The organism is Algoriphagus sp. SE2 (genome assembly GCF_039563885.1).
Classification (GTDB): Bacteria; Bacteroidota; Bacteroidia; order Cytophagales; family Cyclobacteriaceae; genus Algoriphagus.
Genome location: NZ_JBCLWJ010000013.1, coordinates 45,538 through 71,150 on the forward strand (window position 1 = coordinate 45,538; position 25,613 = coordinate 71,150).

Below are 25,613 nucleotides of genomic sequence, written 5' to 3' on the forward strand. Positions count from 1 at the left end.
ATGAAATTCTCTGACTTACATACGCATAACCATATGCGTGCTCATTTTTGGATGCAGGAGAATCCTGGTCGTTTCGAAAGGAAGGGATCATTTACTCCCTGGACAGTTATTTCATCCAATAGAAAAGGGTATCTCAAAGGGAAAATGGGAGCCTCGTACAGTCAGGCGGATTTGGTGAAAGTCTGGAATGGAAATGTACGGCTTACATTTAATTCACTTTATCCCCTAGAAAGGCAATTTGTCAAAGGGTTTAAACCTACTCCAGGAAAAGACAAATGGTATAGATTTTTGATTGCTTTCGCCACCTCCCATAAACTTCCTTTACGAGATTTTATTCAAACAGCCTATATGAGAATTCCTGATGAGGCCGTCGATTATTTTCAGTCTTCAGGATACGATTATTGGGACTCACTTAATAGAGAGTTAAAGTTTGTTCTTTCAGATAATGGTAATAGAATTGAAAAAAATAAAATCTTTACGCCTGGACTTTTTAGACGGATTTTAGAATCTGAGAAAAGAAGAGGAAAATATGTAGGTGCTGAATTGAATGTCAAACAAGCAATGTATCTCGTTCCTCAAAATCCAACGCAATTAAATGAATCCTTGACGAAAGATGATGAAATCACAATGGTGATCACTATTGAAGGGGCTCATGCGCTGGGTACGGATCGGGCTAGCACAGCGGAGATATCTAGAAGAGTAAAACACATCAAAAAAGAATGGCCTGTCCCTATTTTCTTCATCACTTTCGCCCACCATTTTGACAACAAGCTTTGTGGACATGCGCACTCAATTCCCGATGTCGGCAAGTTATTATTAGATCAAAGCAATAAAATGAATGAGGGCTTTAATCCAAACGGAGAAAGGATTATAAGAGAATTACTCAGTTTGGATAAAAAGTTAGAAAGAGACCCAGATCTTGGATACCGCATACTCATCGATGTAAAACATATGAGTGCGAAATCCCGACAAGAATATTATGAGAAAATAGTAAATAAGTGTTTTGAAAAAGGAGATGTGATCCCCGTAATCGGTTCACATTGTGGGTATTCGGGACGAAAAAGCTTGGATGAACATATAAAACTTCAGGATAGCGAAAGAGACGATTACTGCGAATTATGTGGAGATGAAAGTCATTTAAGTAAAAAGGCGAGAAAAGAACTGATCAAAAACCAGCCAAAAGGTAAATTCAATTCCTGGAATATTAACCTGTGTGATGAGGATATCCAAATGATTGTGAAGACAGAAGGCTTGTTTGGATTATCATTTGACCAACGTATTCTTGGTATTAAATCCACCGATAAGAAAACTTCCAGAAATGGGATTCAACTGATTTGGGAAAATATAAATGCCATTATAGAAAGTGCTTATAATAACCTTCCGGAAAAGGAAGCTCATAAGGTCTGGAAATGCCTTACTATTGGAACGGATTTCGAAGGATTAATTGATCCGCCTAATCCATATCCTTCGGTTTTGGAATTTGAGGTTTTTGCTGGAAACCTAATTTTTGAAATCGAACAAACGCGAAAAAATGAAAACCCCAAACATTTATCTCATTTAAATAATATAGAGGAGGTAAGGTCTGCTGTAGAAGATTTTTGCTTTAACAATGCTGCAAATTTCGTGAAGAAGCATTATCCAGATCGAAAATTATGATACCAATCAAATCTAAGCCAACATTTTATTTTAAGCATCGGCTTAGATTTGATTATGATTTTTCGAGTTCAAATTAAAACTTACTTGGGGTATCTTCCCCAAAAATTTCTTTAACAACCCATCCTTTTCCCCATTCTTCTTTTTCCTGTTCAGTCCAGAGTTCAGGAAAGAAAATAACTTTTTGAAAACGAGGTGGTAAATACTTTTGCCAGTTGGTACCTCCGGTAGCCGCTATATCAACAGGATCTCTTTGAAGATATCTCACTGCAGATTTATAATGTGCCAAAGGCCAGAATACATTCGCTTTGAGATCGAGTTGTTTCATTGCCTCCGTCAATTCATTCGACTTATCTGAACAATCTATATACTTCTGCCATAAGTTTTTACGTCTATATTGTTCAATTGTTTCTTTAAGTCTCTTTCCATACTTGATTTCAAAGTTTTTCAAGGTCAGAGTTTTCTGTCCTGTAGCCAATTCTATGGCACCTTGTTGCCAATATAGATGTTCAAATAAATCGTCTGCAGGTGAATGGTAATCATGCTCATCCCTATTTTTCAATGAAACTAAATTAAAAGCATCTGCTGCCATCAGCTCAATTTCTCTATACTGGGCTGATTGAAAGCCACTGGAAGGCAATAGTGACATCCTAAATTTAAGAAACTGCTCCTTTTCCATTCCTTTCCACATCATCGCAAAAGAACTAATCAGATGATCAAAATACATATTGATTCGTTCCAACCTATTCGTAAAAAATGAATTAGTTATTGGTTCCTGAATAGATATTTGCTCTATTTCAGAAATTATCAATTTGAAATACAATTCAGTTATCTGATGATAAATGATAAAAATTTTCTCATCAGGAAAAGAAGTTTTTGGTTGCTGTAGAGATAACAAGACATCCAAATTTATGTATTCCCAATACGTTAGATAGTCTGCATAAAGTAAGCCTTCCAAATAAGAAAGCATATCTTGACCCGATGCTTTAAACTTACTTTGAAGTTGTTCAATTTTATCAAGGATTTTTGGGTCAAATTGATCTTGTTTCATATTGAATTTAATTAAAAAAGATAGACTTTTAGGAAGCAAAGTATTTACTTCGGTGCAATCAGTAGTTATTAGACTTGACAAAAATCACTGATTCATCCTAATTAACCAAAAGACAATGGAGTCAAAATCAATCCAGAAAACCCAAAAGCAAGACTTATTTGAAGGAGTTGATTTCCTTCAAATCGACGATTTACTGACAGAGGAGCATCTTTTAATCAGAAGTTCGATAAGAGATTTCGTTAAAAAAGAAATTTCACCTTACATAGAAAATTGGGCTCAAAGAGCTCATTTTCCCAGTGAAATAGTAAAAAAATTCGGTGAGGTAGGTGCTTTCGGCCCTCAAATCCCCACGGAATATGGCGGTGGAGGATTGGATTACATTTCCTATGGGTTGATTATGCAAGAGATTGAAAGAGGTGATTCCGGTATGCGGTCAACAGCCTCTGTTCAGGGTTCTTTGGTCATGCATCCCATCTATAAGTTTGGATCTGAGGAGCAAAGAAAAAAATACTTACCCAAACTAGCTTCTGGAGAAATGCTGGGATGTTTTGGTCTAACAGAGCCAGATCACGGATCCAATCCCAGCGGTATGATTACCAATTTTAAAGATATGGGGGATCATTACCTGTTAAATGGAGCTAAAATGTGGATTTCAAATTCACCTGAGGCAGATATTGCTGTAGTTTGGGCAAAAAATGAAGAAGGAAGAATTCACGGTTTGATAGTGGAAAGGGGTATGGAAGGATTCTCCACTCCTACTACTCATAATAAATGGTCCTTGAGAGCCTCCTGTACGGGTGAATTAGTTTTTGACAATGTGAAGGTGCCAAAAGAAAACTTATTGCCTAACAAGTCTGGATTGGGAGCCCCTTTGATGTGTTTGGATTCTGCTAGATTTGGTATTGCTTGGGGAGCTATCGGTGCTGCAATGGACTGCTATGAATCCGCCAGAAAATATGCAATGGAAAGAATTCAGTTTGATAAGCCAATAGCAAGTTTTCAACTCGTACAAAAAAAATTGGCAGAAATGCTAACTGAAATAACAAAAGCACAACTTTTGGCCTGGAAAGTAGGGAAAATGATGAATGAAGGAAAAGCCAAAACCGTTCATATTTCCATGGCTAAAAGAAATAATGTAGAAATGGCTCTAAACATAGCCAGAGAAGCCAGACAGATCCATGGTGGAATGGGGATCACAGGAGAATATCCAATTATGCGTCATATGATGAATTTAGAGTCGGTCATTACCTATGAAGGGACCCATGACATCCATCTACTTATTCTTGGACACGAAATTACCGGAATCCCCGCCTTTAAATAATAGAAATAGCCCTGAAACTACTTGATTTCAGGGCTTTTTTTTAATTCTCCAACTCTTCAGGAATTTTTAACCAGACAGTAGCCATGCCTTTAATAGGTCCTATAGTACATTCCCTACATGTATTGGTTTGGGTCTGAACTAATTTGTCATTTATATAAATATTTACTGTTATATCTTCAGAAGGTTCTCTCTGAACGTCACCCACACATTCAGAGCAATCTGCGGTACCATGGATAGTAACTATTATTGGAGACACCTTTGGCTCAAAACTATATTTCCATCCACTAGGAAGTAAACTGCCAGCCATTTCAAAGGTATTGATTCTTTCTCCGTTTTCGTCATCAAATTCCCCGTACCAGCTTGCACCTCCGCTTGTAATCACCTCATACGTTACTTTGATTGTAGGATCTTCATCTTCACTGCAACTAAAAATAAAAGCGGTAGAGATCAGAATTGCAAATAAGATTTTTTTCATTTTTCCTGAATTGGTTTTTGATAAACCTGAAACGAAAACAATCCAAATTCGCAACAAGAAATTGAAGAAATTTTAAAATATGCTATTTCATTTTTATTATTCTCCCTAAGAATATTTTGCTTTGGGTACTTTCTACAGTAATGAGATACGTTCCATTTGCCAAATCTGAAACATCAAAGGTTAACCTAGTTGAAGTTTGATTCAAGACTTGAATAGTTACATTTAAATTCCTCCCATTCATATCATAAATCTTCCAACTACTTTCAGCAAATTCTAGATCACCCGTCGCCTCCACAGTTACTTCTGAGGAAACTGGGTTAGGATAAATTTTCAATTCTTGAGATTCTATTTTACCTCCCAAGATCCCAGAAATAGTCACTTCAATAGCAGGAAGCATCGCTTTGCAACCGGCTTCATTAGTTAGTTCTACCGTGTAAAGGCCCATCTGACTCAGAACAATGGTCCTTTCTGTCTCTTCAGGTAAAATTTCACCATTTCTAAACCATTGATATTCGTAACCTTCAGGGGCTCTTAAAATATTTCCATCTTCTTCTATTTCACCGCTTGGCTTTTCAAAGGATTCGATTTCTATTTTTTCTGTTTCAAATAGGCAGCCGCCCTCATATCTGATAACAGCATGGTAAATTCCGCCTTCTTCAATCGGTAATACCTTTCCTGTTTGTCCTTCTATTTCATCTCCATTTCTTCTCCAACGAACAACTTCGAAAAGAGCTTCGCTGGTTAATTTAATTTCTCCGCTTTCTCCGACACAAATACTTTCGGGTCCAGATATTATTACAGGTTTAGTTACAAGAGATTTCACCGTGACAACTGCTGATTTTTCGGTGACATTCCCAACACCATCTACAGCTCTGAGCTCCACTTGAATTTCCTTACCCACGGATTCACAATCGATAGAATTTCTATTGATTGTCAATTCTTTTATTTCGCAATTATCTTCAAGTAATTCAATAAAGTCTTCGGCTTTTAACTCAAGCGAACCTATAGTTAAATCTAATTCAAGTTCCAGATTTTTAGTTTCTAAAATCGGTCCAAGCTTATCTTCTACAAAAACTGAAATATCAAAAGTCCATTCGGCACCATCTTCCGCAGAGATTTGAAGCTGAATAATATTATCGCCTATATCTGCACAATCAAATTCCGATTGTGAAAGGTCAAAACTAAACCCTGAGCTTTCAAAAGGCCATGATTCAAATACCGATTCAATTTCGAGTTTCGCAATACCCTGCTCATTAAGCTCTAAATTGACCGCTTCTTTCACTGGAGGGAAAGGAACTTCCTCTACTTCTATTAGCAATGTCTCTGAGCTAACCAAACAGCCATTTTCCAAAGCTAAAACAGCGGTATACCTTCCAGGACTATCTATGATAATAGAATTTCCTTTCTCGCCAGAAATCTGAGATAAATCTTTACGCCATTCCCAAACATCATAATTCAATTCCTCTCCCAAGCGCAGTTCTACCGTCCTACCCTCATAAAGAGTGCCCTGAGCAGTCAAAGAAACTTTTTGGGACTCTGTAAATACAAGTAGCGCATAAGTGGGATAAACTGATGTATTTCCAGAAGCATCTGTCACAATTATATCCACGTCAATAGGATAGTTTACAAGTTCTGAATCGACATCCGCACAGGTCACAGATGTTTTGCTCAAACTTACTTGAAGGCCTTCAGAACCACAATTGTCAGTGGGTGGTGAAACGATGAAATCCTGCACATCAAAGACAAGCTCCCCTTTGCTAAGATCAAAGCTATATTCAGCTGATTTCCAATCCAGTACAGGAGGTATTTCATCTACCACTTTGACTAGAATTTCCGACTCTTGTTTCGAACCATCTGATTTTGATAAGGTGACAAGAATAAAATTTTCTCCAAGGTCTTGACATGAAAATTTACTTTGACTTAAACTAACTTCTATATCATCAGAAATCGGCCAATCAATAAAAATTTGATCCTTAGATAGTTCAGCTGTACCATTTTCATTTAAAGCCAATTCAATAACATCCTTGACAGGTGGAAAAGGCACTTCAGAATCTAATACTTCGAAAATTTCAGAATCAACCATACACCCATTGGCTAACATTAACCAGGCTGTATAGAGGCCAGGGGTAGTAACCACCAAAGTTTTTCCTATTTGATCAGGAACTAGGCTTGAATTTTTCCTCCATTCCAGAACTTCGTATTCCAATTCATTGCCAAGCCTTAATTCTACCGAACCTCCTTGATACAATGTTCCAGTTGCCTCAATTGATACTTTTTTAGATTCTCCAATTTTCAAATTTGCCGCAGCAGGAAAAACTCTCGAATTTCCTGAGCGATCAGATACAGTAATGTCGAAAAAAACTGGGTAGGTCAATCTTTCCGAATCAATATCCGCACATGTTATCTTAGATTGACTCAATTCAATTTTAATTCCGTCCAACCCACAATTATCTACAGGTAATTTGGTGAAAAAGTCCAAAGGATTTAAAACCAATTCTCCAATTGACTTATCAAAATTGAGATCAACAGGAGTGAATTTCTCCTCAAAAACAGGGGTAATCGTATCCAATACTGCCATAGTAATTTCCTCCACCCATTCCTGGCTTGAAGAAACATTTACACCAGTTACTTTAATTGTAGTTTCCGGAGTATCCGAACAATCTATTTCAGTCTTTGACAACGTGAATTCTTCCGGTAAAAAAGACCCAAAACTTTCTAGTAAATCCGAAAGTTGAACTTGGGCTCTCCCTACTTCATCAAGAAAAATTTCAATTGACTCTTTTACTTTTGGCAATTCAAAATCTTCCAAAGATTCGAATTTTACCATAAAAGTTCCAAAAGTCCGATCTGTGTGAACCACCTGAAATGGCATATTTCCATTCGGCTGCATGGATTTTTCCCAATTCATAGGAAATGAAATAGCATTTCCCTGATAGACACCTTCTACATTTTGAGTTGGGTCAAAAGGGTTTTGAAAATCAATTATTTCATAGCTTTTTCCTTTCAAGTTTTGGAATTCAGAAAAATCAACAGCTGCTTCTGGATTAGAATTTAGTTTCAGAATCGTGACATAAAATTTGGTAGGATCGTATTTGTTTCGGGTAATCAAAACTTCCTGATCTGTGATGGGATCTGGAGAGAATTGTGAGGCTAAATCAAATCCAAAATTGGCTTTCCAAGTATCAAAAGTTAGTCCATTGAAAGGTTTGTCCTGATTATTTAAGTTGAAAAAAAAATTCGAATTCCAGTTGGCATTGGGAAATGATGTTTTATCACCTGATACCGCATAGAAGTTACCATGGGCATTGTAAAACTGATTGGATCGGATTTCTAGATTATTTAGCGGTAAAATTTCCATGAGATTCCCTCCCCCATAAATGAGATTTTCGCTAAAGCTTATGTTTTCATTAGGCATATAGGTCCTACCTAATGTAACATTTCTAACTTGATCTGCTGTTAATCTTGAACCTTGCAAATCTCGGTAAAAAACATTGTCTGTTATAACCACTTCCGAACTCAGGTTATTCCTAGAACCCACCGTAAAATTATGAGGAGGTCGATGAACTGAAAAATTTACTGTTGCAATGACACCTGTATTGAAAGATACATTTCGGATAACCTTCATTCCCTTATTTTCAGGATCCGTGGTATATAGGTTTATTCCCTGGGAAGCATTTTGAAAAACTATATTGTTTTCAAGGATTTTCGGCTGATTTTCATCTTGATGCTGCACATAAAAACCATGTCCATTTCCTCTTGTGTCACCTTGTGAACCATTATTGAAAATGATGGATCCATAGACTTCATTATTGAAACCATTTCTCCATAATTCTATTCCCCCGCCCACAATATCATAAACCCAACAATTGATGATTTTGATATTGTCCCCAAAGACAGTGATACCCAATTCATCTTTTATTTCAGCAAAGCCATTGCTCGCATCCGAACTCCTTACCGTGGAAGATGAGGTGACTTTCAATCCAACAAACCAAGTATGAGAACCATAAATTAAAAGGCCTGTACCGTTGCTTTTATTTTTACCAGCATCAATGATAGCCATACCATCGTTTTGGGAAACAATAAAAATGGGATTAGCACTAGTACCGTTTAAGTAACTTTGAAAATTTCCCTCATAAGTTCCGTCCAATAGAATCAAAGAGTCACCAGGGACGAGGGGTGAACCTACTCCCAAAGCAAAGTCTAAACTCCAAGGATTATTCTCATCTATTCCTGAATTTGAAGAATCCCCGGATGGAGAAGCATATTTTACAGAACCCTGGGCGGATATGCATGCCAAAAAAAATAAGAACAGGATGGGAATTCTTTTTAGCATAAAGAATCAAAAATTTTAATTGTTCAAAATAAACTATCTGCTTGTTTTTACTTGGTATAGGTCAATTTAAGAATTTTATTTCATGACAAATAGTATTAATCAACCCTACTCTTCAGAATTAGTAATTGTACTGGATTTACGGGATCATTACTGAATAAATAGATATTTCTCTGATCAATTCCCTTGCGTCCACTAGGGTCAAATGTAATTCGGAGCTCTATCGATTCACCAGGGTTTATTTCAGTTTTCGAGATTTCCAGTTTCAGACATTTACAGTTCCCTTGGATTTTTCTGATCTCTAAAACTCTCTGACCTTTATTGGTAATTTCAACTCTTTCATTTTTGATTGTGTTGGCTGAAATCTTTTTCAAATCAATTTCATTTGCACTTAAGACCATTTGAGGAACTACATTCAGTTCATCTTTTGAGAATGGAGGAAAATATTCAAACACCTCTGCCAAAACTGGGATTGGGATCACTGATAAAGAATCCCAGGAAATTGCAAATTGATCTTCCACAAAACCTAACTCATTTTTTGTCAATCCATCATATAAAACTTGGATTAAACCTCTTTCTTGTGGTCTAACAAAATCTGTAACTTGAGAGATTTGAATAAACTCAGGCACATTATATTTCAAGCTATCTGCATAAAGAGTTTCTTCTCCAAAATTGTAAAACTCTAACATCTTAATTTTTGGAACGTTGGTAAAAACCTCCCCCATATTCAATTTGGGAAGTCGAAAACCAACATTAGCTATTTTTGTCGAATAAATTTTTTCAGGATTATCTGGATATGGGATCGCAGTTCCTTCTAAGTACAAGGTATCTTGTAAATTCTGTAGGTTTCCCTTGACAATAACCATTCGGTTAAAATAACCAGCGCCTGAAGAGGGATCAAAAGAAACTTGAAGTGTTCCTGTTTCTCCTACTTCGAGGGTATCCTTTGTAAAATCAACTGTAGTACAGCCACAGTCTGTCCAGACATCTTCGATATAAAAAAGTGAATCTTGTGTGTGTGTAAATTCAAATTCAGCGATTTGTTTACCCTGCTCTTCAAAAACTGTCCCTAGATCAAGCTTATTGACCTTCCAGATCAACTTCGGAATCACAGTTTCCTGAGCCTGAACAGGTTGTAAAAGGAAGGTGAAAACAACGAAAGAAAGAAATGAAATGGGAATTTTGCTCATGTTGCAATTAACGCATAATTTCAAATGGATTATATCCTGTTTTACTTAATTTGCGCCAAAATTAAACAAATGGCAAGAGTACTTACAGGCATTCAGAGTAGCGGAAGACCTCATTTGGGAAATATCCTTGGTGCGATTGTTCCAGCTATAGAACTGATTAAGCAAAACAAAGAAGAGTCTTTCATCTTTATCGCTGATTTTCATTCCTTGACTAGTTCAAAAGATGGAGAGGTTAGAAAGCAAAACACATTAGCTGTAGCTGCAGCTTGGCTTGCATTTGGACTTGATATAGAAAAGACTGTCTTTTACAGACAATCAAGAAGACCTGAGGTAGCAGAATTAACCTGGTATCTAAGTTGCTTCACGCCTTTTCCAATGCTTGCAAATGCACATAGTTTCAAAGATAAATCTGAAAGACTTTCGGACGTAAATGCAGGTCTGTTTACCTACCCTGTACTAATGGCATCTGATATTTTGCTTTATTCTGCAGATTTAATTCCAGTTGGAAAAGATCAAATGCAGCATTTGGAAATGACTCGGGATATTGCAGCTACTTTTAACAGAATTGTTGAAGAAGAAATTCTAACCATTCCTGAAGCAAGAATTGATGAAGGGGTAAAAACCATACCCGGTACTGACGGACAAAAAATGAGTAAGTCCTATAACAATTACATCGATATCTTTCTCCCCGAAAAAGCCTTAAAGAAGAATATTAATAGCATTATAACAGATAGCACTCCTCTTGAAGAGCCGAAGGATCCGGATACCTGCAATGTTTTTAAACTTTATAGTTTGATAGCCACCGAGGAACAAACCTTGGCAATGCGTGGAAAATATCAAGGCGGAAATTATGGTTATGGGCATGCTAAAAAAGAATTCCTTGAACTTATTCTGGATAAGTATGGAAAAGAGAGAGAACTTTTCAATTACTACATGGAAAATCCTGATGAAGTTGAAAAGAAGCTTAGCGCTGGTGAAGAAAAAGCTAAAGCGGTTGGAGAACTTATATTAGAGAAAGTCAGGACTAAACTGGGTTTTAGATAAAAAAGAGAAGCTGCTTTAAATGAAGCAGCTTTTTTTATACCTATTGAAAATAAAAATTTCAATTACTCTAATTCTTTGAATACCACCGTCGCATTATGGCCACCAAACCCAAAGGTATTACTTAGTGCCACTTTCACTTTTTTCTCTAATGCCTTTAAGCAAACTATTGTAATATCAGTAGGAATATTTGGATCTAGATTCTCGGTATTGATTGTTGGAGGTATTATCCCTTCATTGATCGCTTTAATACTAAATACAGCTTCCAAAGCACCTGCAGCTCCTAAAAGATGTCCGGTCATGGATTTAGTTGCAGAAACATGCAGCTTTGTTTTTTCTCCATTACATAACTTCGAAATGGCCTTAGTTTCACTTACATCACCCAATGGGGTAGAAGTCGCATGTGCATTTACATAATCAACTTCTTTTATGGTCAACCCAGCTTCTTCCAATGCAAATTTCATACATTGATAGGCTCCTAAACCATCAGGATGTGTAGCTGTCATATGATAAGCATCTGCTGTCATAGCTGCTCCAACTATCTCCCCATATATTTTGGCTCCTCGACTCTTCGCATGTTCATACTCCTCTAGGATCAAAGCTGCAGCCCCCTCTCCCATCACAAAACCATCTCTTTCGATATCAAACGGTCTTGAAGCTTTTTGATACTCTCCATTTCTGGTTGATAGGGCTTTCAAAGCACTGAATCCTCCGATAGAAGCTTCACTAATAGGCGCATCTGAGCCTCCGGTCAAAATCACTTTAGCTTTTCCCCATTTTATATAGTTATATGCATCCATTATGGCACTATTTGAGGAGGCACAGGCAGAAACTGGAGTATAATTAATACCCATCAATCCGTATTTCATGGAAATCATTCCAGAAGCCATATTTGCAAGGAATTTTGGAATAAAAAATGGATTGAATCTAGGGTTTGAATCATTTTCCACAAACTCTCTCATTTCCTTTTCAAAGGTACTGAGTCCTCCTTGGCTAGTTCCCCAAATAACGCCAGCATCAAATGGTGAATCTAATCTGGAAATTTCTAATCCAGAATCTTCCATTGCTTCTGCTGCTGTATACAATGCGTATTGGGTATATAAATCAGATCTTTTGATTTCATTCCGATCAAGCTTTAAACTTGGGTCAAAATCTTCAATCTCTGAGGCAAAATGAGTTTTAAACTTTTCTGCATTAAAATAGGAAATGAGTTTAGCTCCACTTTTACCATTTTTCGCACCTTCCCAATTGGCTTTCACATCATGGCCTAATGCGGAAAGTGCTCCCAATCCAGTAATTACTACCCTTGTCTGATCCATAATACAAAGTTAAGATTCTTTGTTATTTCGAAGAAAAATGAAAAACCCGACAAATGCCGGGCTTTTATATTGATAAGAATTCTGAAATTACCTACTTCTCCATAAAACTTTAAGTGGATTTCCATTGATAATCATTAGAAATCTAGCTGGATTGGGAACTAATACCAACCTTACATCCTGTCTATCAAATTGATCTGACTCAATTGGAACTCCTTCTCTTCCTTCCACTTCATAACTGACAATACCTTTTGCATCGGGAAGTAAAGGTTTGTATTTATTTGCTAAATAAGCAGTTGGTAAAAGAATATCTGTATCAGATTTTAATACAGCATAAATTTTCTCTAACTCTTTTTCCAAAATTTCTTCATAATCCGCATTGAAATCATCCTCCAAATCATGAAGTTCCTCTTCCAAATCATCGTATTTGGCGTCACTGTAGTCCATTTCTGCCAATTGATTTCTTTTTTCTACAATTTCGGTGAGCTCTAAATCCAGCTTATCCCAATTCATTCCTTCTTGATTTTTTTGTTTAAGAAAGCACAAAGATGGACATTCCCGCTTTTTAAGCAGAATATTTTTGAAAGAAATTAACTGATAAGAATAATTTTTCCATTTCGTCCAGCTTTTTCATAAGCTTTTATCGCTTCTGCAAACTCCTCGAGAGGATATTTTTCGGCTACATCTATCTGAGAATCTTTATCGGTCAAGAATTGAAATACTTTCTTAAAAGCCTCTTTTCTTTCATTTTGATCCATTTCCTGCATATGACTTGACAACCAAAACCCCTCAATTTTTAGGGATTTAAATATCATTAGCCCGCTGTTTACGGGTATATTTTCTAAACTTAAGCTTCCGAAAACCATCATGAGTCCATCTTTTCTCAAAGAGGCTAGCGCTTTAGCTCCTAAAATCCCTCCAACTGCATCAAATGCTACATGAACTCCCCCTTCTGTTTTTACAGGTATAACTTTTTGTAATTTTTCCTTTTCGGAATTAACGACTAAGTCTGCTCCCAACTTTTCCAAAATTTCTTTTTGAGAATCATGACGCACTGTACATGCAACTTTAATTCCTTTTTCTTTTGCCATTTGAATAGCAAATTTGCCAAACGCAGAAGCGCCTGCAGTAATCAACAACCAATCGCCTTTCTTAAGTCCTGATTTTTCAATCATTAGGTAGGCTGTCATTGGATTCACCACAGCTTGACAAGCTACCTCATCAGGCATTCCTTCTGGTATAGGAATTAAAGTTGATTCCGGAAGCGATATTAATTCTCTCCAAGTTCCGGTTGTGGAAAATATAACTCGGGTCCCTTTTGGAAATCTTGTTCCCGCAGACTCGGTTACCCCGGAGGCTTCAAAGCCTGCACTACTTGGTAATTTCGGTTGTATGCCATACAGACCCTGAATAAACATGATATCCGAGGGATTAATATTTCTAGCAGTTACACGTATCAAAACTTCATTTTTTTTTGGAATTGGATCAGATGATTCCACTAATTGTAGCACTTCCAAAGGACTACCAACTTGTTCAAAAATTACGTCTTTCATGTTATGATTTGATAAATTCTCAATATCTACTAATTATTTTAAATAAAACTATTGATATATTCCTTCACCTTAGCGGTCAAGCCTCAATTTTTTATATCTTAAGGTTTATACTTAAATATCTCAAACTATGGATTTATCTAAGGTTTTTTCCCTCGACGGAAAAGTTGCATTAATTACTGGAGCAAGTAAAGGAATCGGACTTACCATTGCTGAGTTTTTTGCTGCAGCAGGTGCTAAGGTAGTCTTAAGTAGCAGAAAACAAGATAAACTAGATGAGGAGGCTGCTAGACTGAAAGGTATGGGCTACGAAGCGATTGGTATTGCATGCAACGTCGGAAATATGGAGGAGCTGCCCGATTTAGTAGAGAAAACAGTAGAAACCTATGGTCAGTTGGACATTTTGGTTAATAATGCAGGGACCAATCCGGTATTTGGACCAATCCACGAAACCAGTTTAGAAGCTTTCGATAAAATAATGGACGTCAATGTGAAAGCTCCATTTGCTTTATGCAATTTATGTTTTCCACATTTAAGGAAATCGTCTTCAGGTTCGGTAATCAACATCAGTTCTATTGGAGCTATTTCACCAGAACCTGGACTTGGTATTTACAGCGTGAGTAAAGCTGCTTTGGTCTCTATGACCAAAGTGTTTGCCAAAGAATGGGGTGACTCAAAAATCAGAGTAAATGCAATTTGTCCAGGTATAGTCAAAACTAAATTCTCTGAAGCATTATGGAGCAATGAAAAAATCCTTGAATACATGCTAAAACAATTAGCTATTAAACGCATCGGGACAACGGAGGAAATCGCTGCTTTGGCACTGTTTCTAGCTGCTCCAGGATCCTCTTATACCACTGGCTCGATTATGACTGCTGATGGAGGCTTTACGATTTAAAGCCCTTTTTATCCTTCTTTAAACTTGAATCTGAGATATTTAATTTTTTCACCTTTTTCAGAAAACATCTTTTCATATCGAGTTTGGATTCCCAAGTGATCATCTTTCCACTCTGATAGGTAAAAATCATGGGTAAAACCTAAGAGATCAATATCTTCCCGGTTTTGAAAAAGCTCTAAAGAATAATTGAATAAGCCTGTATTATCTGTCTTGAAGTGAATGATCCCATCTTTTTTAATCAGCGGCTTGTACATGTCCAAAAATCTCGGAGATGTTAACCGTCTTTTTTCATCTCCATCTCTTGGGAAAGGATCTGGAAAAGTAATCCAAAGTTCAGAAATCTCTTTTTCTGCAAAAAATCTTTCTAATAGCTCGATTTGAGTCCTTAGAAAAGCAACATTATTTATGCCTTCTGCAGTTGCTGTGGAGCTTCCTTTCCAAATTCTACTCCCTTTTATATCTACTCCAATGAAATTTTGTTCTTTAAAAACTCTCCCTAAACCTACAGTAAATTCTCCTCTTCCACAGGCAAGTTCCACTACAATTGGATTATGATTTTTAAATTGAAATTCGTTCCAATTTCCTTTAATCGATCCAAATATTTCTTTTCCGTCTTGAATTACATTTGGGTTCTCTTCGTTTTCTTTGAATCGAACAAGTTTTTTTCTGCTCATTTATAAGTCCTCGATTTCCGCGACCACAAAAGTACTCCCTCCGATAAATATCAGGTCATCTTTTCCCGCATTTTTTCTAGCAAAAGTCAAAGCCAGATTGACATCAGGAATAATTTCTCCAATAAGACCAAATGTTTTTGCCTGAATCGCTAATTGGGATGCTTTCAAAGCCCTTGGTATAGTAGCCTCACAAAAAATGTACTTAGCACTATTTGGAAGCATAGAAAGCACTTTAGAAATATCCTTATCCTGAACCATTCCAATAATGAACCAGAGATCTGAATATTTGTACGTTTTGAGTTGATCCAGAATTTGAGAAATGCCTGATTCGTTATGGCCTGTATCACAAATCACTGTTGGAGACTCTCCCAAAATCTGCCATCTTCCCTTTAGACCTGTCTGCTTGGAAATTTTTGACAAACCTTCTACTATTTGGGAATCCGAAATTTCCCAGCCTCCTAATCTCAATTGATCCACAGCTTCTAATATCCCAGGAAGATTAAATCTTTGATAATTTCCTAAAAGATCAATATTAACCCGAAATTCTTTTCCTTTCGAGTTTACTTGATAAGTCGCAGCCCCCTTTGATTCTTGGATCTTTTTTACTTTCCATTTTTGATCTGCGAAAACGATTGGTGAAGAAGTGTTTTCGACTTTCGCCAAAAAAACCTGCTTAGTTTCCTCCTGAGTCTGAGAAATAACTACAGGTACACCCTGCTTGATAATCCCTGCCTTTTCTCCTGCAATTAGGGGTAGCGTATTTCCTAAAAATTGCATGTGATCATATCCAATATTGGTTACGATCGATATCTCAGGTAAAATTACGTTTGTACTATCAAACTTACCTCCCATTCCCACCTCAATCACGGCAATATCTACTTTCGCTTCAGCAAAGTACCAAAAAGCCATTCCAACCGTCATTTCAAAGAAACTTGGTTTTAGCTCTTCTAAAAATGATTTATTCTCAGCTACAAATTGAATCACTTTGTCTTCTGGAATTTCATTTCCATTGACTCGAATTCTTTCTGTGAATGATTTTAGGTGCGGAGAAGTATAAAGCCCTGTCTTATATCCAGAGGATTGGAGAATGGATGCTAGAGCATGGGAAGTACTTCCTTTACCATTCGTTCCAGCAACATGTATTGACTTGAATTTCCTTTCCGGATGGCCCAAGTGGGCACTAAGAGCAATTGTATTACTAAGGTCAGTTTTGAAAGCGGAAGCTCCTACCCTTTGGAACATGGGTAAAGCATTGAACAGATAGTCCAGCGTCTCCTGATAATTCATGGATTAATCCACTTTAATAATGAATGTTATTTTACCAGAAGAAAAATCAGCAGCAGCACCCCCCTGTTTCTTGAAAGAAATATCAGTTACTACTTTTCGATAATACGCCAATACTTCATTCGATACATTGTATTCTAAAGGAACAGCTTGAACTACCCTACCTGCGTCATCTACAGTTATTTTAAATACAATCTTACCATTTCTAGTAGATACCCAATCATTGATATTTGGTCTGTTTGCAAAATCCCATCCAGCAAGATCTAAACTTACTCCGTTTCCCGGATTAGTTCCTTTTCCACTACCTGTTCCCATGATAGCTCTACCATCTACTGTACCTTTTGGATCCCCTTCATCACCTTTTTCATTGGAAGTTCCTTGAGCACCACCTGATGCAGGAGTCGTTCCTTTTCCGGATGTACCTCCAGCTCCAAAAATGGCTCTTTGATCTACTTTAGGTTGTTCGGGAGCTTTTTGTGTGGTTTCCTCAGCCTCTGCTTTTGCAGGAGTCGTTACAGTCTTAGATGGCTCTGTTTTAGCTGGCTCAGGCTTTTTTGATGATTCAGATGCTTTTTCTTCACCTTTGATGGGAGAAGGCTTTGTGGTTACCGCCTTATTTACCGCTGGCTGTGATTGAGCTTTAGGTTTAGCTACTTCAGTTTTTGTACTTGGTGTGGGAGTAGCAGGCTTTGTTACTGCTTTTTCTACAATCTCTCCTGGAGCAGCTGCTTCAGTAACAGGTGTTTGAATTTCTGATGGTGAATTGGGACTATTTCTTTCACCAGACCCAGTTGGGGTAAAACCTAAATTTAACTCCAAACCAAATGTTGGAAGCGGTGGAACTGGTTGTTTCCAGACCACGATAAAGTAAAAAGCAAGGAGTAGAAGGGCATTGAATACGATTGTAATAATCCATGCCCTTTTTTTGCTTTGAGATTCTTCTTTATCTGCGTCCCAATATTGCATAATTAATATGGCTTCGTGGCAATGGAGACGTTCGCTTCCAATCCGGCAGCTATGCCTCCAATTTCGACTAAATATTCTACAGGAACTTCCTTATCAATATGTAAAACTACTTGGCCTTTTTTATCTGCCAATAATGTTGTCAACTCAGCTTTGATATTCTCTCTGGGTACGATTTTATCATTAACCGAGTATTTAAAGTCCTTGGTTATTGTAACGGAAACTTCCTGCATTACGATGTCTGAAGTTTCGCTAGAGGGCAAATTTACCGGTAATCCTGAGGGGGTAATAAAAGAAGAAGTAAGCATAAAGAAGATCAATAACAGAAATATTATATCTGTCATAGATGACATACTGAATGCTGGATCTACCTTATTTTTAGCTTGTAATCCCATCTTATTTATCTTGAAGTAAATCGATGAATTCTACGGTGGTATATTCCATGTTATGCACCAATTTAGATACCTGAGATACCAAATAGTTGTACCCTAAATACGCCAAAATCCCAACTACGAGTCCTGCTGCGGTTGTAATCATTGCCTCGTAAATCCCTTCAGAAAGCAGTTTTGGAGAAACCATTCCCTCTTCCTGAGCTATTGCTATAAAAGCTTGAATCATACCTGCAACTGTTCCAAGGAAACCGATCATCGGTGCAGCCCCTGATACGGTAGCAAGAAGATTTAGATTTTTTTCAAGTTTATAGATTTCAATTTTACCAACGTTTTCGATGGATACCTCAATGTTTTTCAGTGGGCTTCCAATTCTTTCAATCCCCTTTGCTATCATATTTGCCACTGGTGTCTTCTCTCCTGCACAAAGCATTTTTGCTTTCTCAATTTTTCCACCCTGAACCAAAACACGAATCTGATCCATTAAAGAAGATGAGGTTTTTGACGCTTTTTTCAGCGTAATTAATCTTTCGAAGAAAATAAAGATTGCTAAAATAAAAAGCAGATATAAGGGGACCATCATGTATCCACCTTTGATCAAAAGATCTAATAAGCCAATATTTTCTTTTGTGGCGCCTTCAGCAAGGCTGTTTGCTGCTGCCAAGGAATCGGCAACAGAAAGTGTTTGAAGAAGAATCATATTAATATTTCAAAATCCATAAAGCTTCTGTGTATTGATCTTTGATCGCTTCAAGTTCCTCACTTGCCTTTCTAAAGCTTGTGAATGATCCAATAGCCAAACGATAATTTCTAACGTCTTCGTATGGCAAAATCATATAAATTGAACTGACGCGATCTAGGTACTGCTCAGATTCATCGATTGCCATACGTTCATTTGGCAAACTTCCCACAACAATAAAATATTGCGGACGATCTGATTTACCTTCTACCCGGATCAATGTCTCAATACCTGTACGATCAATAGTTGTACCAGTTTGAGATGTTTCTACAGGTTCTTCTAAAGAAGAATTTGAATTTGAAATAGAGTCTTGATTTTCAGCGGATTGTGTTTCTTCTGTTTCGATATTTTCCACTGTCGGTGGAACTGAAGTCTCTTCACCTACAGGCTCTTCCTGCTGCACAAGTTGATTTTCTATAGGAGGGGACTCATTTCCTTGGCTTAACAATTGCCAAACTATAACAGAAATGACAACAATCGCCGAAATCAAAACTATAGGAATCCAAGTACTTTTATTTTTTTCAGGTGTATCTATCGATTCTTTTAGGGAGGTGGATGAAATTTGCTTTTCCTCTTTTTCTAAAGCTTTGGTAGATCCGAATCCCTTTTCTTTAGGAGATGGATTATCAGTTTTACTTTCTAAAGTTGAGTCAACTTCTTTTTTTTGTTCAACTGGCTTGGATACAATTGATTCTTCCTTTTGAAGTTCTTTTTCAGAAGCAGGCTCTTTGGGATTCACAGAATCTAATGGGACAATTTCCACATATGGAAGTCCATAATCCTTAGGGTCGGACCATTGTTTATTTTCAAAAGAATTGTCAGGCATAATAAATTGAGTGCTACGAAACTAAAAGAAAAGAAGATAATCCCCAACCTAGAAATAAACAATCTTAGAATTTCATCGAAACTCCACCTATTAGTTGAATTCCTCTAACTGGATAATTTAGCCATCTTGTATTTTTCGTATTCAATATATTGTTACCTTCTGCAAAAACAGCAAATCGATTTGTGATCTGATAATCTGCTTTTAATTGTAGATCTGCAATGGTTTTTAGCTTTTCTACCATGTAATTTTCAAAGGTTCCTCCCTCGTTTAGGTTTGCCTTTCTGGCTTTTAATCCTCCCATGAAATTCAGGTTTGCCTGAACTAAAAGACCTTCAACGGGAGTAAATTGATTATTTGCCCTAAACTCCCAAGTTGGCCTATGCCAAGCTTCTTCTTGCGTATTCAAGTCATATTGGTAAAGATCCAGACGGGTTCCTAGAGTATAGAAATCAGAAAACTTAAAACCTAGCTCTCCATTTATGTTAAAAACCGTGCTTTTATCGTCATAAACTAAAGTAAACTTAGATGAATCAGATACGCTTGGATAAACAAAATAATTATTTACAAAAAAGCTTAGATTATTATACCTGCTAACATTTACAGCAGCACGGTAATGAAATGCTTCCTGAAACTGACCTTCAATCCCAACTTCGACTTTATAATTTTGAATGGTATTTAACAGCTGCTCACTAGGTCCTAAAAATGGATTTTCATTAACAAAACTGAAATAAGTATTTCTTTGAACATCTCCTGAAAATTCTCCAAAAAAACCAAATTCATCAGCAAACTGATAAGACGCCTTCAAATTTGGGAAAATCCTAAAATCATTCGATTTATCAGCAATCGAATCATTCTCTGAAACTAAGTTTAATCCAGCAGATAATCTGAATTCACCTAATCTATAAGACACTTCAGGTCGGATTGCGAAATAGACCCTTGTCTGAGAATAGCTGAAGTCCTCGGGATTTGTTGTAAAGTATGAGATTCCAAGCTGTCCTTTCCAATCTTCATTCGGACGGAATTTCCCTGTTGCGGAGATTCCAATTTCATTTTCCTTTACCATGTAGCTATCCTTAAAATTCCGGAAGCTTAACTGTCCTTCATAAGAGAATGGTCCTACTTTTTCAATGTCTCGGATTCCAGCTTTTACAAAAACTGAACTCAAAACATTATCCGGCGCTTCAAATTCAGGATTTTCAAAATTTATTGGATCCACCCCATAGAATGAATAACGATCCTGATGCCAGTCAATTCCTCCAAAAACTTCAAACAAATCAGAAAAATAACTGATATCACCACCAAATGTAGTATGCGATTCTCCTGATTCTTCTCCTTGCACTGGTCCTTTTCCAAAACTTTGATGACCAAGATTTAATGCGTAATTAACTTGATCTACTTCCGTAGCCATGTATCTGGCTTCAAGTAAAGGAGATGCAAAATTACCATATCCTATTCTTAAAAATCCAGGATATAAGTCTAGTTGAGGTGCTCTAAATGGCTTTTGAATTGGAGTTGTTTCCAACACCAATGGCTGTAAGGTAAGCGGATAGCGATTAACTGTATAATTAAAATCATTCAAACCTTTGGGTTGTGGAAGAACTGGTAATTTTTCAAATAAACGCGGTTGAATTGGAACAGTCAACACCCGATCTTTTCGAATGATAAATTCCTGGTCAGTCACTTCCCCCCTAGATTGAGTCTGAGAATAACTCATACCTATGGTCAAACCGAATACTCCGCAGAAAAGAATAGATTTAGCTAGCTTTTTCATGGTTTAATTAAGGGTTTGAATTTTAGTTTGAGCCATTGTCTTTATTTCTTCATTTGTAGATTTCTCTATGATAGACTCCAAAGTTGCTTTTGCTTGAAAGTCCTCTCCCATTTTGATATAATTATCAGCTAACAGAAGAAACATCCTTCCATACCAATAACCAAAATCCACAAAGGGACCTGAGAAATCAAAAATTGTCTCATTGGATTGTTCTACATCTCCTTTTTCCTGAAATGAATATGCGAGCAAATAAAGACCTTCAGCACCTTGGACGGTTTTGTATTCATTCACCAAAGTCATCAGAGTTGTTTCAGCTTCTGCCTTTGCATTGGTCTCATTCTGGGATTTAGCTTTTGTTAGAAGCGCTTTGGGAGTTGATTCAGGGATAATCCCATCCAAAGTCAAGAGTCGATCTGCATTTGAGATGGCTTGATTATATTTTCTGGTCTGATAGCTGGCTATCATCAGTCCTTCCACAGCTTCTGCTTCTTCTATTTTATTTCTTGCATTTTCACCTGCGGTTTGCAAATATGGAATAGCTTCTTCAAAATTTCCTTTTTCAAGCTCTATCCCACCAATCCGTTGCATGGCTCTAAGCCTTTGTGGGGATGCCGGTTCTCTTTCCAGTGCTTTGAACTGCTCCAGCGCTTTGTCTTTATCACCCAATTGGAAATAGGAATCGCCCAGAAAATAAAGTGCATCTAATTTTTGCGCTGTCTGAGGATAATTTCTGAGGTAATTTTCCAACGCTTTTGAAGCTTGGGCATAATTCTTATCAAAATAAATACTCTTTGCAGCTTCAAATTCAAGAGATTGAACACTGGAATTATCAGGATTTGATCCTTTGTACCGCGCCAGATAATCTGAAAATTCGGCTGACCTTCCTTGCAGAGCCAATGTTTCCTGCAATCCTTTTAGCGCTGTTTCAGAGTTTTGAGCATTCGGATGTCGATCTAATATTGTTTTATAATCCTGAATAGTCTGATCATAATTTTGCATTGAAAAGTTGGCAACAGCCCTTCCTTCTAATGCATAAGGGACAAAAGGAGAGTTTGGCTTACTATTTATTAAATCAGAATATGCTCTGGAGGCCTCTGAATAATTAGTTTCCTCCATGTTTATTTGACCTTTTTGGTAAACCGCATCCTCGTAATAAAGGCTATTTGGATATCTTGATATTAAGGTATTTAGTTGATCCAGAGCTTCTTTATTTCTAGTCTGAAAATTCTGAACTACAGCTAACCTATAATAGGCATAGTCTATTCCTGAATTTGACTCATTTATAGCTTGCTGGAAAATTGAGGCTGCCTCAGAAAATCGTTTTTGTACATAATAGCAATCCCCCAATCGAAGCATCGCATCATCATAATTCTCCTTATTATTTCTCCCCCTTAGTCGGTCTGTATAAGTCTTGAATTGTGATTCAGCCCTAGGGTATTGTTGGGAATTAAAATAAGCATAACCCAAACCATATAAACTCTTGGTCAAATAAGCACTTGAAGTCGTCCGCCCCAAAGAAATTGCCTGCTCGTAGGATTTAATTGCTGCTGGTAAATTTCCATCTGCTGAATAAGCTTCTCCTTTCCAAAAATGTGATTCTAAAACAATTGTCCTATCTACTGGAAAAGCTAATGATTTATCCAAATAAGCGATCGCTCCATCCCATCTTTGGTCTCTGAAATAGACCATTGCCTGATAAAATGCCACTTTTTGATAAGCAGCTTGTATTCGGGGAGATTTATTTGTGATCCGATCCATCTGCTCAATCGCCCTCAAGTAATCGTTGGTATTGACCAATGCTTCTGAAAGCAACGTTTCCATTTCAGTTTTTTGGGTACCGTTCGGATATTTTTCCAGATATTCATCTAAAGCAAGAATTGCCGCTTGAAAACTGCCTTTTTGAAGATTTACTTTAGCATAGTTAACGAGTGCATCTTCCTGAATTTTCTTATTGAATTCTGCTTTGGATGCTGCCGAAAAACTAGTAGATGCAAACTGGAAGTTTTCTTGTTTTAAATAAGAATGCCCCAAATAATAGCTAGAGGCTTGACCTAATTCATCGGTAGCTGAGGCTGAATTTTTAAGGTATTCTGCCGCTCTTTCATAGTTTTGAATTTCAAAAAGTGATATTCCAGCTTTATAAATCTCTTCTCTGGAAAGTGTGCCTTTTCTTGAATTGATATATGCTTCATAATTTTTAGAAGCATTTACATAATCATTTTTGGCATAATAAGCCTCTGCCAGATACAAATTGATCACTTCTGGTTTTTCAAGCTTTTGACCAGTACCTAATTTTGGTTCAGCGTATTTTATGAGTTCATCGTAATTACCCTGGTTGTAGTATAAGGATGCTATTAAGTAGGGAACCTTCCCGGAATAAAATACATCTCTAGAAGCCGCCTGTAAATCAGAAATGGCTTTATCATTATCCTTATTTTGTAACGCTATATAACCACTGTAATAATAGGCATCTGGTGCGACGGATGTATTCAAAACTTTTGCTTGGTCAAAATAAGGAGCCGCTTGTCCAAAATTTTTCATCTGGAAATGAGAGAACCCTAGTTTAAAATACAAATCAGCTCTGTTCTCATCAGCCAAACTTGCTGGATTTACTAATGTATAACTATCAATAGCATCCTTGTAATTTCTTTTATAGAAAAAATGATCTCCAAGATATAATCCAGCTGATGTAACTGTTGGGTGGTTTCCATTCTCATAGATATAGGATTTCATTAATCCTGGCCCATCTGGACTCTCCAGTTGCAAAGCAGACATCGCCCTATGCAATTCTGTAGATTTTATTTGTTCCTCAGTTAAATCCTTGGCCAGAAGATGGGTATTATCATACAAAGCAGCTGAGAAAAGTTGTTTGTCAAAAAGCTCAAGTTGATGATCGAGAGGATACTGAGGACTGGTCTGAAAGAGTGTGGACTGAGAAAAAGCATCCAAACTCAACCCTAATCCGGCTAATAGCACCAGGAAATATTTCATAGATTATAGTTGGTTTTAGCTACAAAAAAACAACTGAAATCAATCCTTAAATGAACTGAAAACAGACTATTTCTTCGGGCTACTTAGAAATCTGCTTTGGCAATCAATGTAGTATTTTGTAAACAAGCTCTCGGAGGATTTCAGCATCTGTCATACTTCCGGAGTCAACCCCTTTAGAACGAAGATCTGCCTCTTTGATGTATGTAAACACATCAATTACCTTGCCCAATTTGTAGTTTCGGGCGGATTGTAGGTACTCCCTGGCAACAAATCTAGGTACTCCAATCAAAGATGCTATTTGATCATCGGATGCCTGACCTGCCTGATGAATTAGTGCCAGTTTCGAAAAATAGTTATACATCAGTGCAAAAAGTGGGATAAGCGGGTGAGATTTAGGGTTTTGGATAAAATAATTTATTATCTGATTGGATTTAACTGCATCTCTTACACCAAGAGCTTTTAGTAATTCAAAATTATTATAGTCCTTATTGATCCCGATATATTTTGAAATCTCAGCTATTCCAAATTTGGTAGGTTTTTGAAAATTGATCAACATTTTACCCACCTCATTAGTCATCACCTCCAGGTTATTTCCAATCGCCTCCGCTAAGAATTGGGCTGCCTTGGGTTCTATATCATGACCAATATCTTTAAAATATTGAAGTACCCATTCAGTTAATTTATAATCAGGAATTTTATCAGAAGTGACGTAAACCGTGTTTTTTTGAAGTATTTTGGAGAGTTGAGTTCTTTTATCGAGTTTCTTATACTTGTGGGCAAAAACCAAAATCGTACTTGGCAAAGGATTTTGTGCATACCCAATTAATAAATTTTGGGAATCTTCTTTGCCCAAATCCGGCAAACTTTGAGCTTCTTTCACAATTACCACCTGTCGCTCAGCCATCATCGGAAATTTCCTGGCATTATTGATTATTTGCCCTACGTTGCTGTCTTTACCATATAGCACAATCTGATTGAAACTACGTTCATGCTCGGCGATAGCATTTTTTTCTATGAATTCAGAAATTTGATCTATGTAAAAAGACTCATCTCCTTCTAAAAAATAAATAGGAGCAAACTTTTTTTCTTTAAGATCTTTAAGGACAGCTAGTGGTGATTGGGCCATGGATAATTATTACTCTAAAGCTTAA

General features: G+C 37.0%; 20 protein-coding genes. 4 read left to right on the forward strand and 16 right to left on the reverse strand.

The features are described 5' to 3' along the window. Nucleotides 1-1,656, forward strand: a complete 1,656-nt coding sequence (locus AAGF08_RS14905) for a hypothetical protein (RefSeq protein ID WP_343512065.1) — start codon at nt 1-3, stop codon at nt 1,654-1,656. Nucleotides 1,657-1,729: 73 nt separating this feature from the next. Here AAGF08_RS14905 and AAGF08_RS14910 read toward each other — a convergent pair whose 3' ends face one another. Continuing rightward, nucleotides 1,730-2,704 (reverse strand): tryptophan 2,3-dioxygenase family protein, encoded by a 975-nt coding sequence (locus AAGF08_RS14910; protein WP_343512066.1) that lies wholly within the window; start codon nt 2,702-2,704, stop codon nt 1,730-1,732. A gap of 115 nt (nt 2,705-2,819) precedes the next feature. On the opposite strand from AAGF08_RS14910, the gene AAGF08_RS14915 reads away from it, so the two are divergent. Next, entirely contained in the window at nt 2,820-4,025 is a 1,206-nt protein-coding gene (locus AAGF08_RS14915; protein ID WP_343512068.1) for an acyl-CoA dehydrogenase family protein, read from the forward strand. 40 nt (nt 4,026-4,065) lie between these two features. Here AAGF08_RS14915 and AAGF08_RS14920 read toward each other — a convergent pair whose 3' ends face one another. The 3 genes from AAGF08_RS14920 to AAGF08_RS14930 all read right to left on the reverse strand — a co-directional run bounded on the left by AAGF08_RS14920 (nt 4,066) and on the right by AAGF08_RS14930 (nt 10,020). Beyond that, the gene (locus AAGF08_RS14920) at nt 4,066-4,500 is read right to left on the reverse strand and encodes a hypothetical protein (RefSeq protein WP_343512070.1); all 435 of its coding nucleotides are present in this window, start codon (nt 4,498-4,500) and stop codon (nt 4,066-4,068) included. Nucleotides 4,501-4,582: 82 nt separating this feature from the next. Next, complete coding sequence (locus AAGF08_RS14925) at nt 4,583-8,833, reverse strand: T9SS type A sorting domain-containing protein (RefSeq protein WP_343512072.1); 4,251 nt, start codon at nt 8,831-8,833, stop codon at nt 4,583-4,585. A gap of 95 nt (nt 8,834-8,928) precedes the next feature. Further along, the gene (locus AAGF08_RS14930) at nt 8,929-10,020 is read right to left on the reverse strand and encodes a DUF1573 domain-containing protein (RefSeq protein ID WP_343512073.1); all 1,092 of its coding nucleotides are present in this window, start codon (nt 10,018-10,020) and stop codon (nt 8,929-8,931) included. Nucleotides 10,021-10,089: 69 nt separating this feature from the next. On the opposite strand from AAGF08_RS14930, the gene trpS reads away from it, so the two are divergent. Then, nucleotides 10,090-11,064, forward strand: coding sequence for a tryptophan--tRNA ligase (gene trpS, locus AAGF08_RS14935; protein ID WP_343512074.1), 975 nt, complete (start codon nt 10,090-10,092; stop codon nt 11,062-11,064). A gap of 62 nt (nt 11,065-11,126) precedes the next feature. Here the strand turns inward: trpS and fabF are convergent, their stop codons facing one another. The 3 genes from fabF to AAGF08_RS14950 all read right to left on the reverse strand — a co-directional run bounded on the left by fabF (nt 11,127) and on the right by AAGF08_RS14950 (nt 13,930). Beyond that, on the reverse strand, nt 11,127-12,380 hold the full coding sequence (gene fabF / locus AAGF08_RS14940; RefSeq protein ID WP_343512075.1) for a beta-ketoacyl-ACP synthase II: 1,254 nt from the start codon (nt 12,378-12,380) through the stop codon (nt 11,127-11,129). An 87-nt stretch (nt 12,381-12,467) separates the two neighbouring features. Next, nucleotides 12,468-12,890, reverse strand: coding sequence for a hypothetical protein (locus tag AAGF08_RS14945; protein ID WP_343512076.1), 423 nt, complete (start codon nt 12,888-12,890; stop codon nt 12,468-12,470). A 77-nt stretch (nt 12,891-12,967) separates the two neighbouring features. Next, a complete protein-coding gene (locus tag AAGF08_RS14950) occupies nt 12,968-13,930 on the reverse strand; it encodes a zinc-dependent alcohol dehydrogenase family protein (protein WP_343512077.1) in 963 nt (320 codons plus the stop codon). Nucleotides 13,931-14,057: 127 nt separating this feature from the next. On the opposite strand from AAGF08_RS14950, the gene AAGF08_RS14955 reads away from it, so the two are divergent. Continuing rightward, on the forward strand, nt 14,058-14,825 hold the full coding sequence (locus AAGF08_RS14955) for a glucose 1-dehydrogenase (protein ID WP_343512079.1): 768 nt from the start codon (nt 14,058-14,060) through the stop codon (nt 14,823-14,825). 8 nt (nt 14,826-14,833) lie between these two features. Here AAGF08_RS14955 and trmB read toward each other — a convergent pair whose 3' ends face one another. From trmB to holA, 9 genes are all read right to left on the reverse strand, one after another. Continuing rightward, nucleotides 14,834-15,499, reverse strand: coding sequence for a tRNA (guanosine(46)-N7)-methyltransferase TrmB (gene trmB / locus AAGF08_RS14960; protein ID WP_343512081.1), 666 nt, complete (start codon nt 15,497-15,499; stop codon nt 14,834-14,836). After that, nucleotides 15,500-16,786, reverse strand: coding sequence for a folylpolyglutamate synthase/dihydrofolate synthase family protein (locus AAGF08_RS14965; protein WP_343512082.1), 1,287 nt, complete (start codon nt 16,784-16,786; stop codon nt 15,500-15,502). A gap of 3 nt (nt 16,787-16,789) precedes the next feature. Next, nucleotides 16,790-17,749 (reverse strand): energy transducer TonB, encoded by a 960-nt coding sequence (locus tag AAGF08_RS14970; RefSeq protein ID WP_343512083.1) that lies wholly within the window; start codon nt 17,747-17,749, stop codon nt 16,790-16,792. A 2-nt stretch (nt 17,750-17,751) separates the two neighbouring features. Next, nucleotides 17,752-18,141 carry a biopolymer transporter ExbD gene (locus tag AAGF08_RS14975; protein ID WP_184494214.1) on the reverse strand — a complete coding sequence of 130 codons (390 nt, stop codon included), beginning with the start codon at nt 18,139-18,141 and terminating at the stop codon, nt 17,752-17,754. Nucleotide 18,142: 1 nt separating this feature from the next. After that, nucleotides 18,143-18,835 carry a MotA/TolQ/ExbB proton channel family protein gene (locus AAGF08_RS14980; RefSeq protein WP_343512085.1) on the reverse strand — a complete coding sequence of 231 codons (693 nt, stop codon included), beginning with the start codon at nt 18,833-18,835 and terminating at the stop codon, nt 18,143-18,145. A gap of 1 nt (nt 18,836) precedes the next feature. After that, entirely contained in the window at nt 18,837-19,700 is an 864-nt protein-coding gene (locus tag AAGF08_RS14985) for a hypothetical protein (protein ID WP_343512086.1), read from the reverse strand. A 64-nt stretch (nt 19,701-19,764) separates the two neighbouring features. Continuing rightward, on the reverse strand, nt 19,765-21,471 hold the full coding sequence (locus AAGF08_RS14990) for a TonB-dependent receptor (RefSeq protein ID WP_343512087.1): 1,707 nt from the start codon (nt 21,469-21,471) through the stop codon (nt 19,765-19,767). Between the two features lie 3 nt (nt 21,472-21,474). Beyond that, complete coding sequence (locus AAGF08_RS14995) at nt 21,475-24,462, reverse strand: tetratricopeptide repeat protein (RefSeq protein WP_343512088.1); 2,988 nt, start codon at nt 24,460-24,462, stop codon at nt 21,475-21,477. Between the two features lie 103 nt (nt 24,463-24,565). Further along, nucleotides 24,566-25,588 (reverse strand): DNA polymerase III subunit delta, encoded by a 1,023-nt coding sequence (holA, locus tag AAGF08_RS15000; RefSeq protein ID WP_343512089.1) that lies wholly within the window; start codon nt 25,586-25,588, stop codon nt 24,566-24,568. Between the last annotated feature and the right edge of the window lie 25 nt (nt 25,589-25,613).

Bases quoted from the DNA above. Each gene is read 5' to 3' on its own strand.
- trmB (WP_343512081.1), bottom strand. From the start codon at position 15,499: ATGAGCAGAAAAAAACTTGTTCGATTCAAAGAAAACGAAGAGAACCCA.
- AAGF08_RS14950 (WP_343512077.1), bottom strand. From the start codon at position 13,930: ATGAAAGACGTAATTTTTGAACAAGTTGGTAGTCCTTTGGAAGTGCTA.
- fabF (WP_343512075.1), bottom strand. From the start codon at position 12,380: ATGGATCAGACAAGGGTAGTAATTACTGGATTGGGAGCACTTTCCGCA.
- AAGF08_RS14945 (WP_343512076.1), bottom strand. From the start codon at position 12,890: ATGAATTGGGATAAGCTGGATTTAGAGCTCACCGAAATTGTAGAAAAA.
- AAGF08_RS14980 (WP_343512085.1), bottom strand. From the start codon at position 18,835: ATGATTCTTCTTCAAACACTTTCTGTTGCCGATTCCTTGGCAGCAGCA.
- AAGF08_RS14985 (WP_343512086.1), bottom strand. From the start codon at position 19,700: ATGCCTGACAATTCTTTTGAAAATAAACAATGGTCCGACCCTAAGGAT.
- AAGF08_RS14915 (WP_343512068.1), top strand. From the start codon at position 2,820: ATGGAGTCAAAATCAATCCAGAAAACCCAAAAGCAAGACTTATTTGAA.
- AAGF08_RS14970 (WP_343512083.1), bottom strand. From the start codon at position 17,749: ATGCAATATTGGGACGCAGATAAAGAAGAATCTCAAAGCAAAAAAAGG.
- AAGF08_RS14905 (WP_343512065.1), top strand. From the start codon at position 1: ATGAAATTCTCTGACTTACATACGCATAACCATATGCGTGCTCATTTT.
- AAGF08_RS14995 (WP_343512088.1), bottom strand. From the start codon at position 24,462: ATGAAATATTTCCTGGTGCTATTAGCCGGATTAGGGTTGAGTTTGGAT.
- AAGF08_RS14975 (WP_184494214.1), bottom strand. From the start codon at position 18,141: ATGGGATTACAAGCTAAAAATAAGGTAGATCCAGCATTCAGTATGTCA.
- AAGF08_RS14930 (WP_343512073.1), bottom strand. From the start codon at position 10,020: ATGAGCAAAATTCCCATTTCATTTCTTTCTTTCGTTGTTTTCACCTTC.
- AAGF08_RS14925 (WP_343512072.1), bottom strand. From the start codon at position 8,833: ATGCTAAAAAGAATTCCCATCCTGTTCTTATTTTTTTTGGCATGCATA.
- AAGF08_RS14955 (WP_343512079.1), top strand. From the start codon at position 14,058: ATGGATTTATCTAAGGTTTTTTCCCTCGACGGAAAAGTTGCATTAATT.
- AAGF08_RS14965 (WP_343512082.1), bottom strand. From the start codon at position 16,786: ATGAATTATCAGGAGACGCTGGACTATCTGTTCAATGCTTTACCCATG.
- AAGF08_RS14920 (WP_343512070.1), bottom strand. From the start codon at position 4,500: ATGAAAAAAATCTTATTTGCAATTCTGATCTCTACCGCTTTTATTTTT.
- holA (WP_343512089.1), bottom strand. From the start codon at position 25,588: ATGGCCCAATCACCACTAGCTGTCCTTAAAGATCTTAAAGAAAAAAAG.
- AAGF08_RS14910 (WP_343512066.1), bottom strand. From the start codon at position 2,704: ATGAAACAAGATCAATTTGACCCAAAAATCCTTGATAAAATTGAACAA.
- AAGF08_RS14990 (WP_343512087.1), bottom strand. From the start codon at position 21,471: ATGAAAAAGCTAGCTAAATCTATTCTTTTCTGCGGAGTATTCGGTTTG.
- trpS (WP_343512074.1), top strand. From the start codon at position 10,090: ATGGCAAGAGTACTTACAGGCATTCAGAGTAGCGGAAGACCTCATTTG.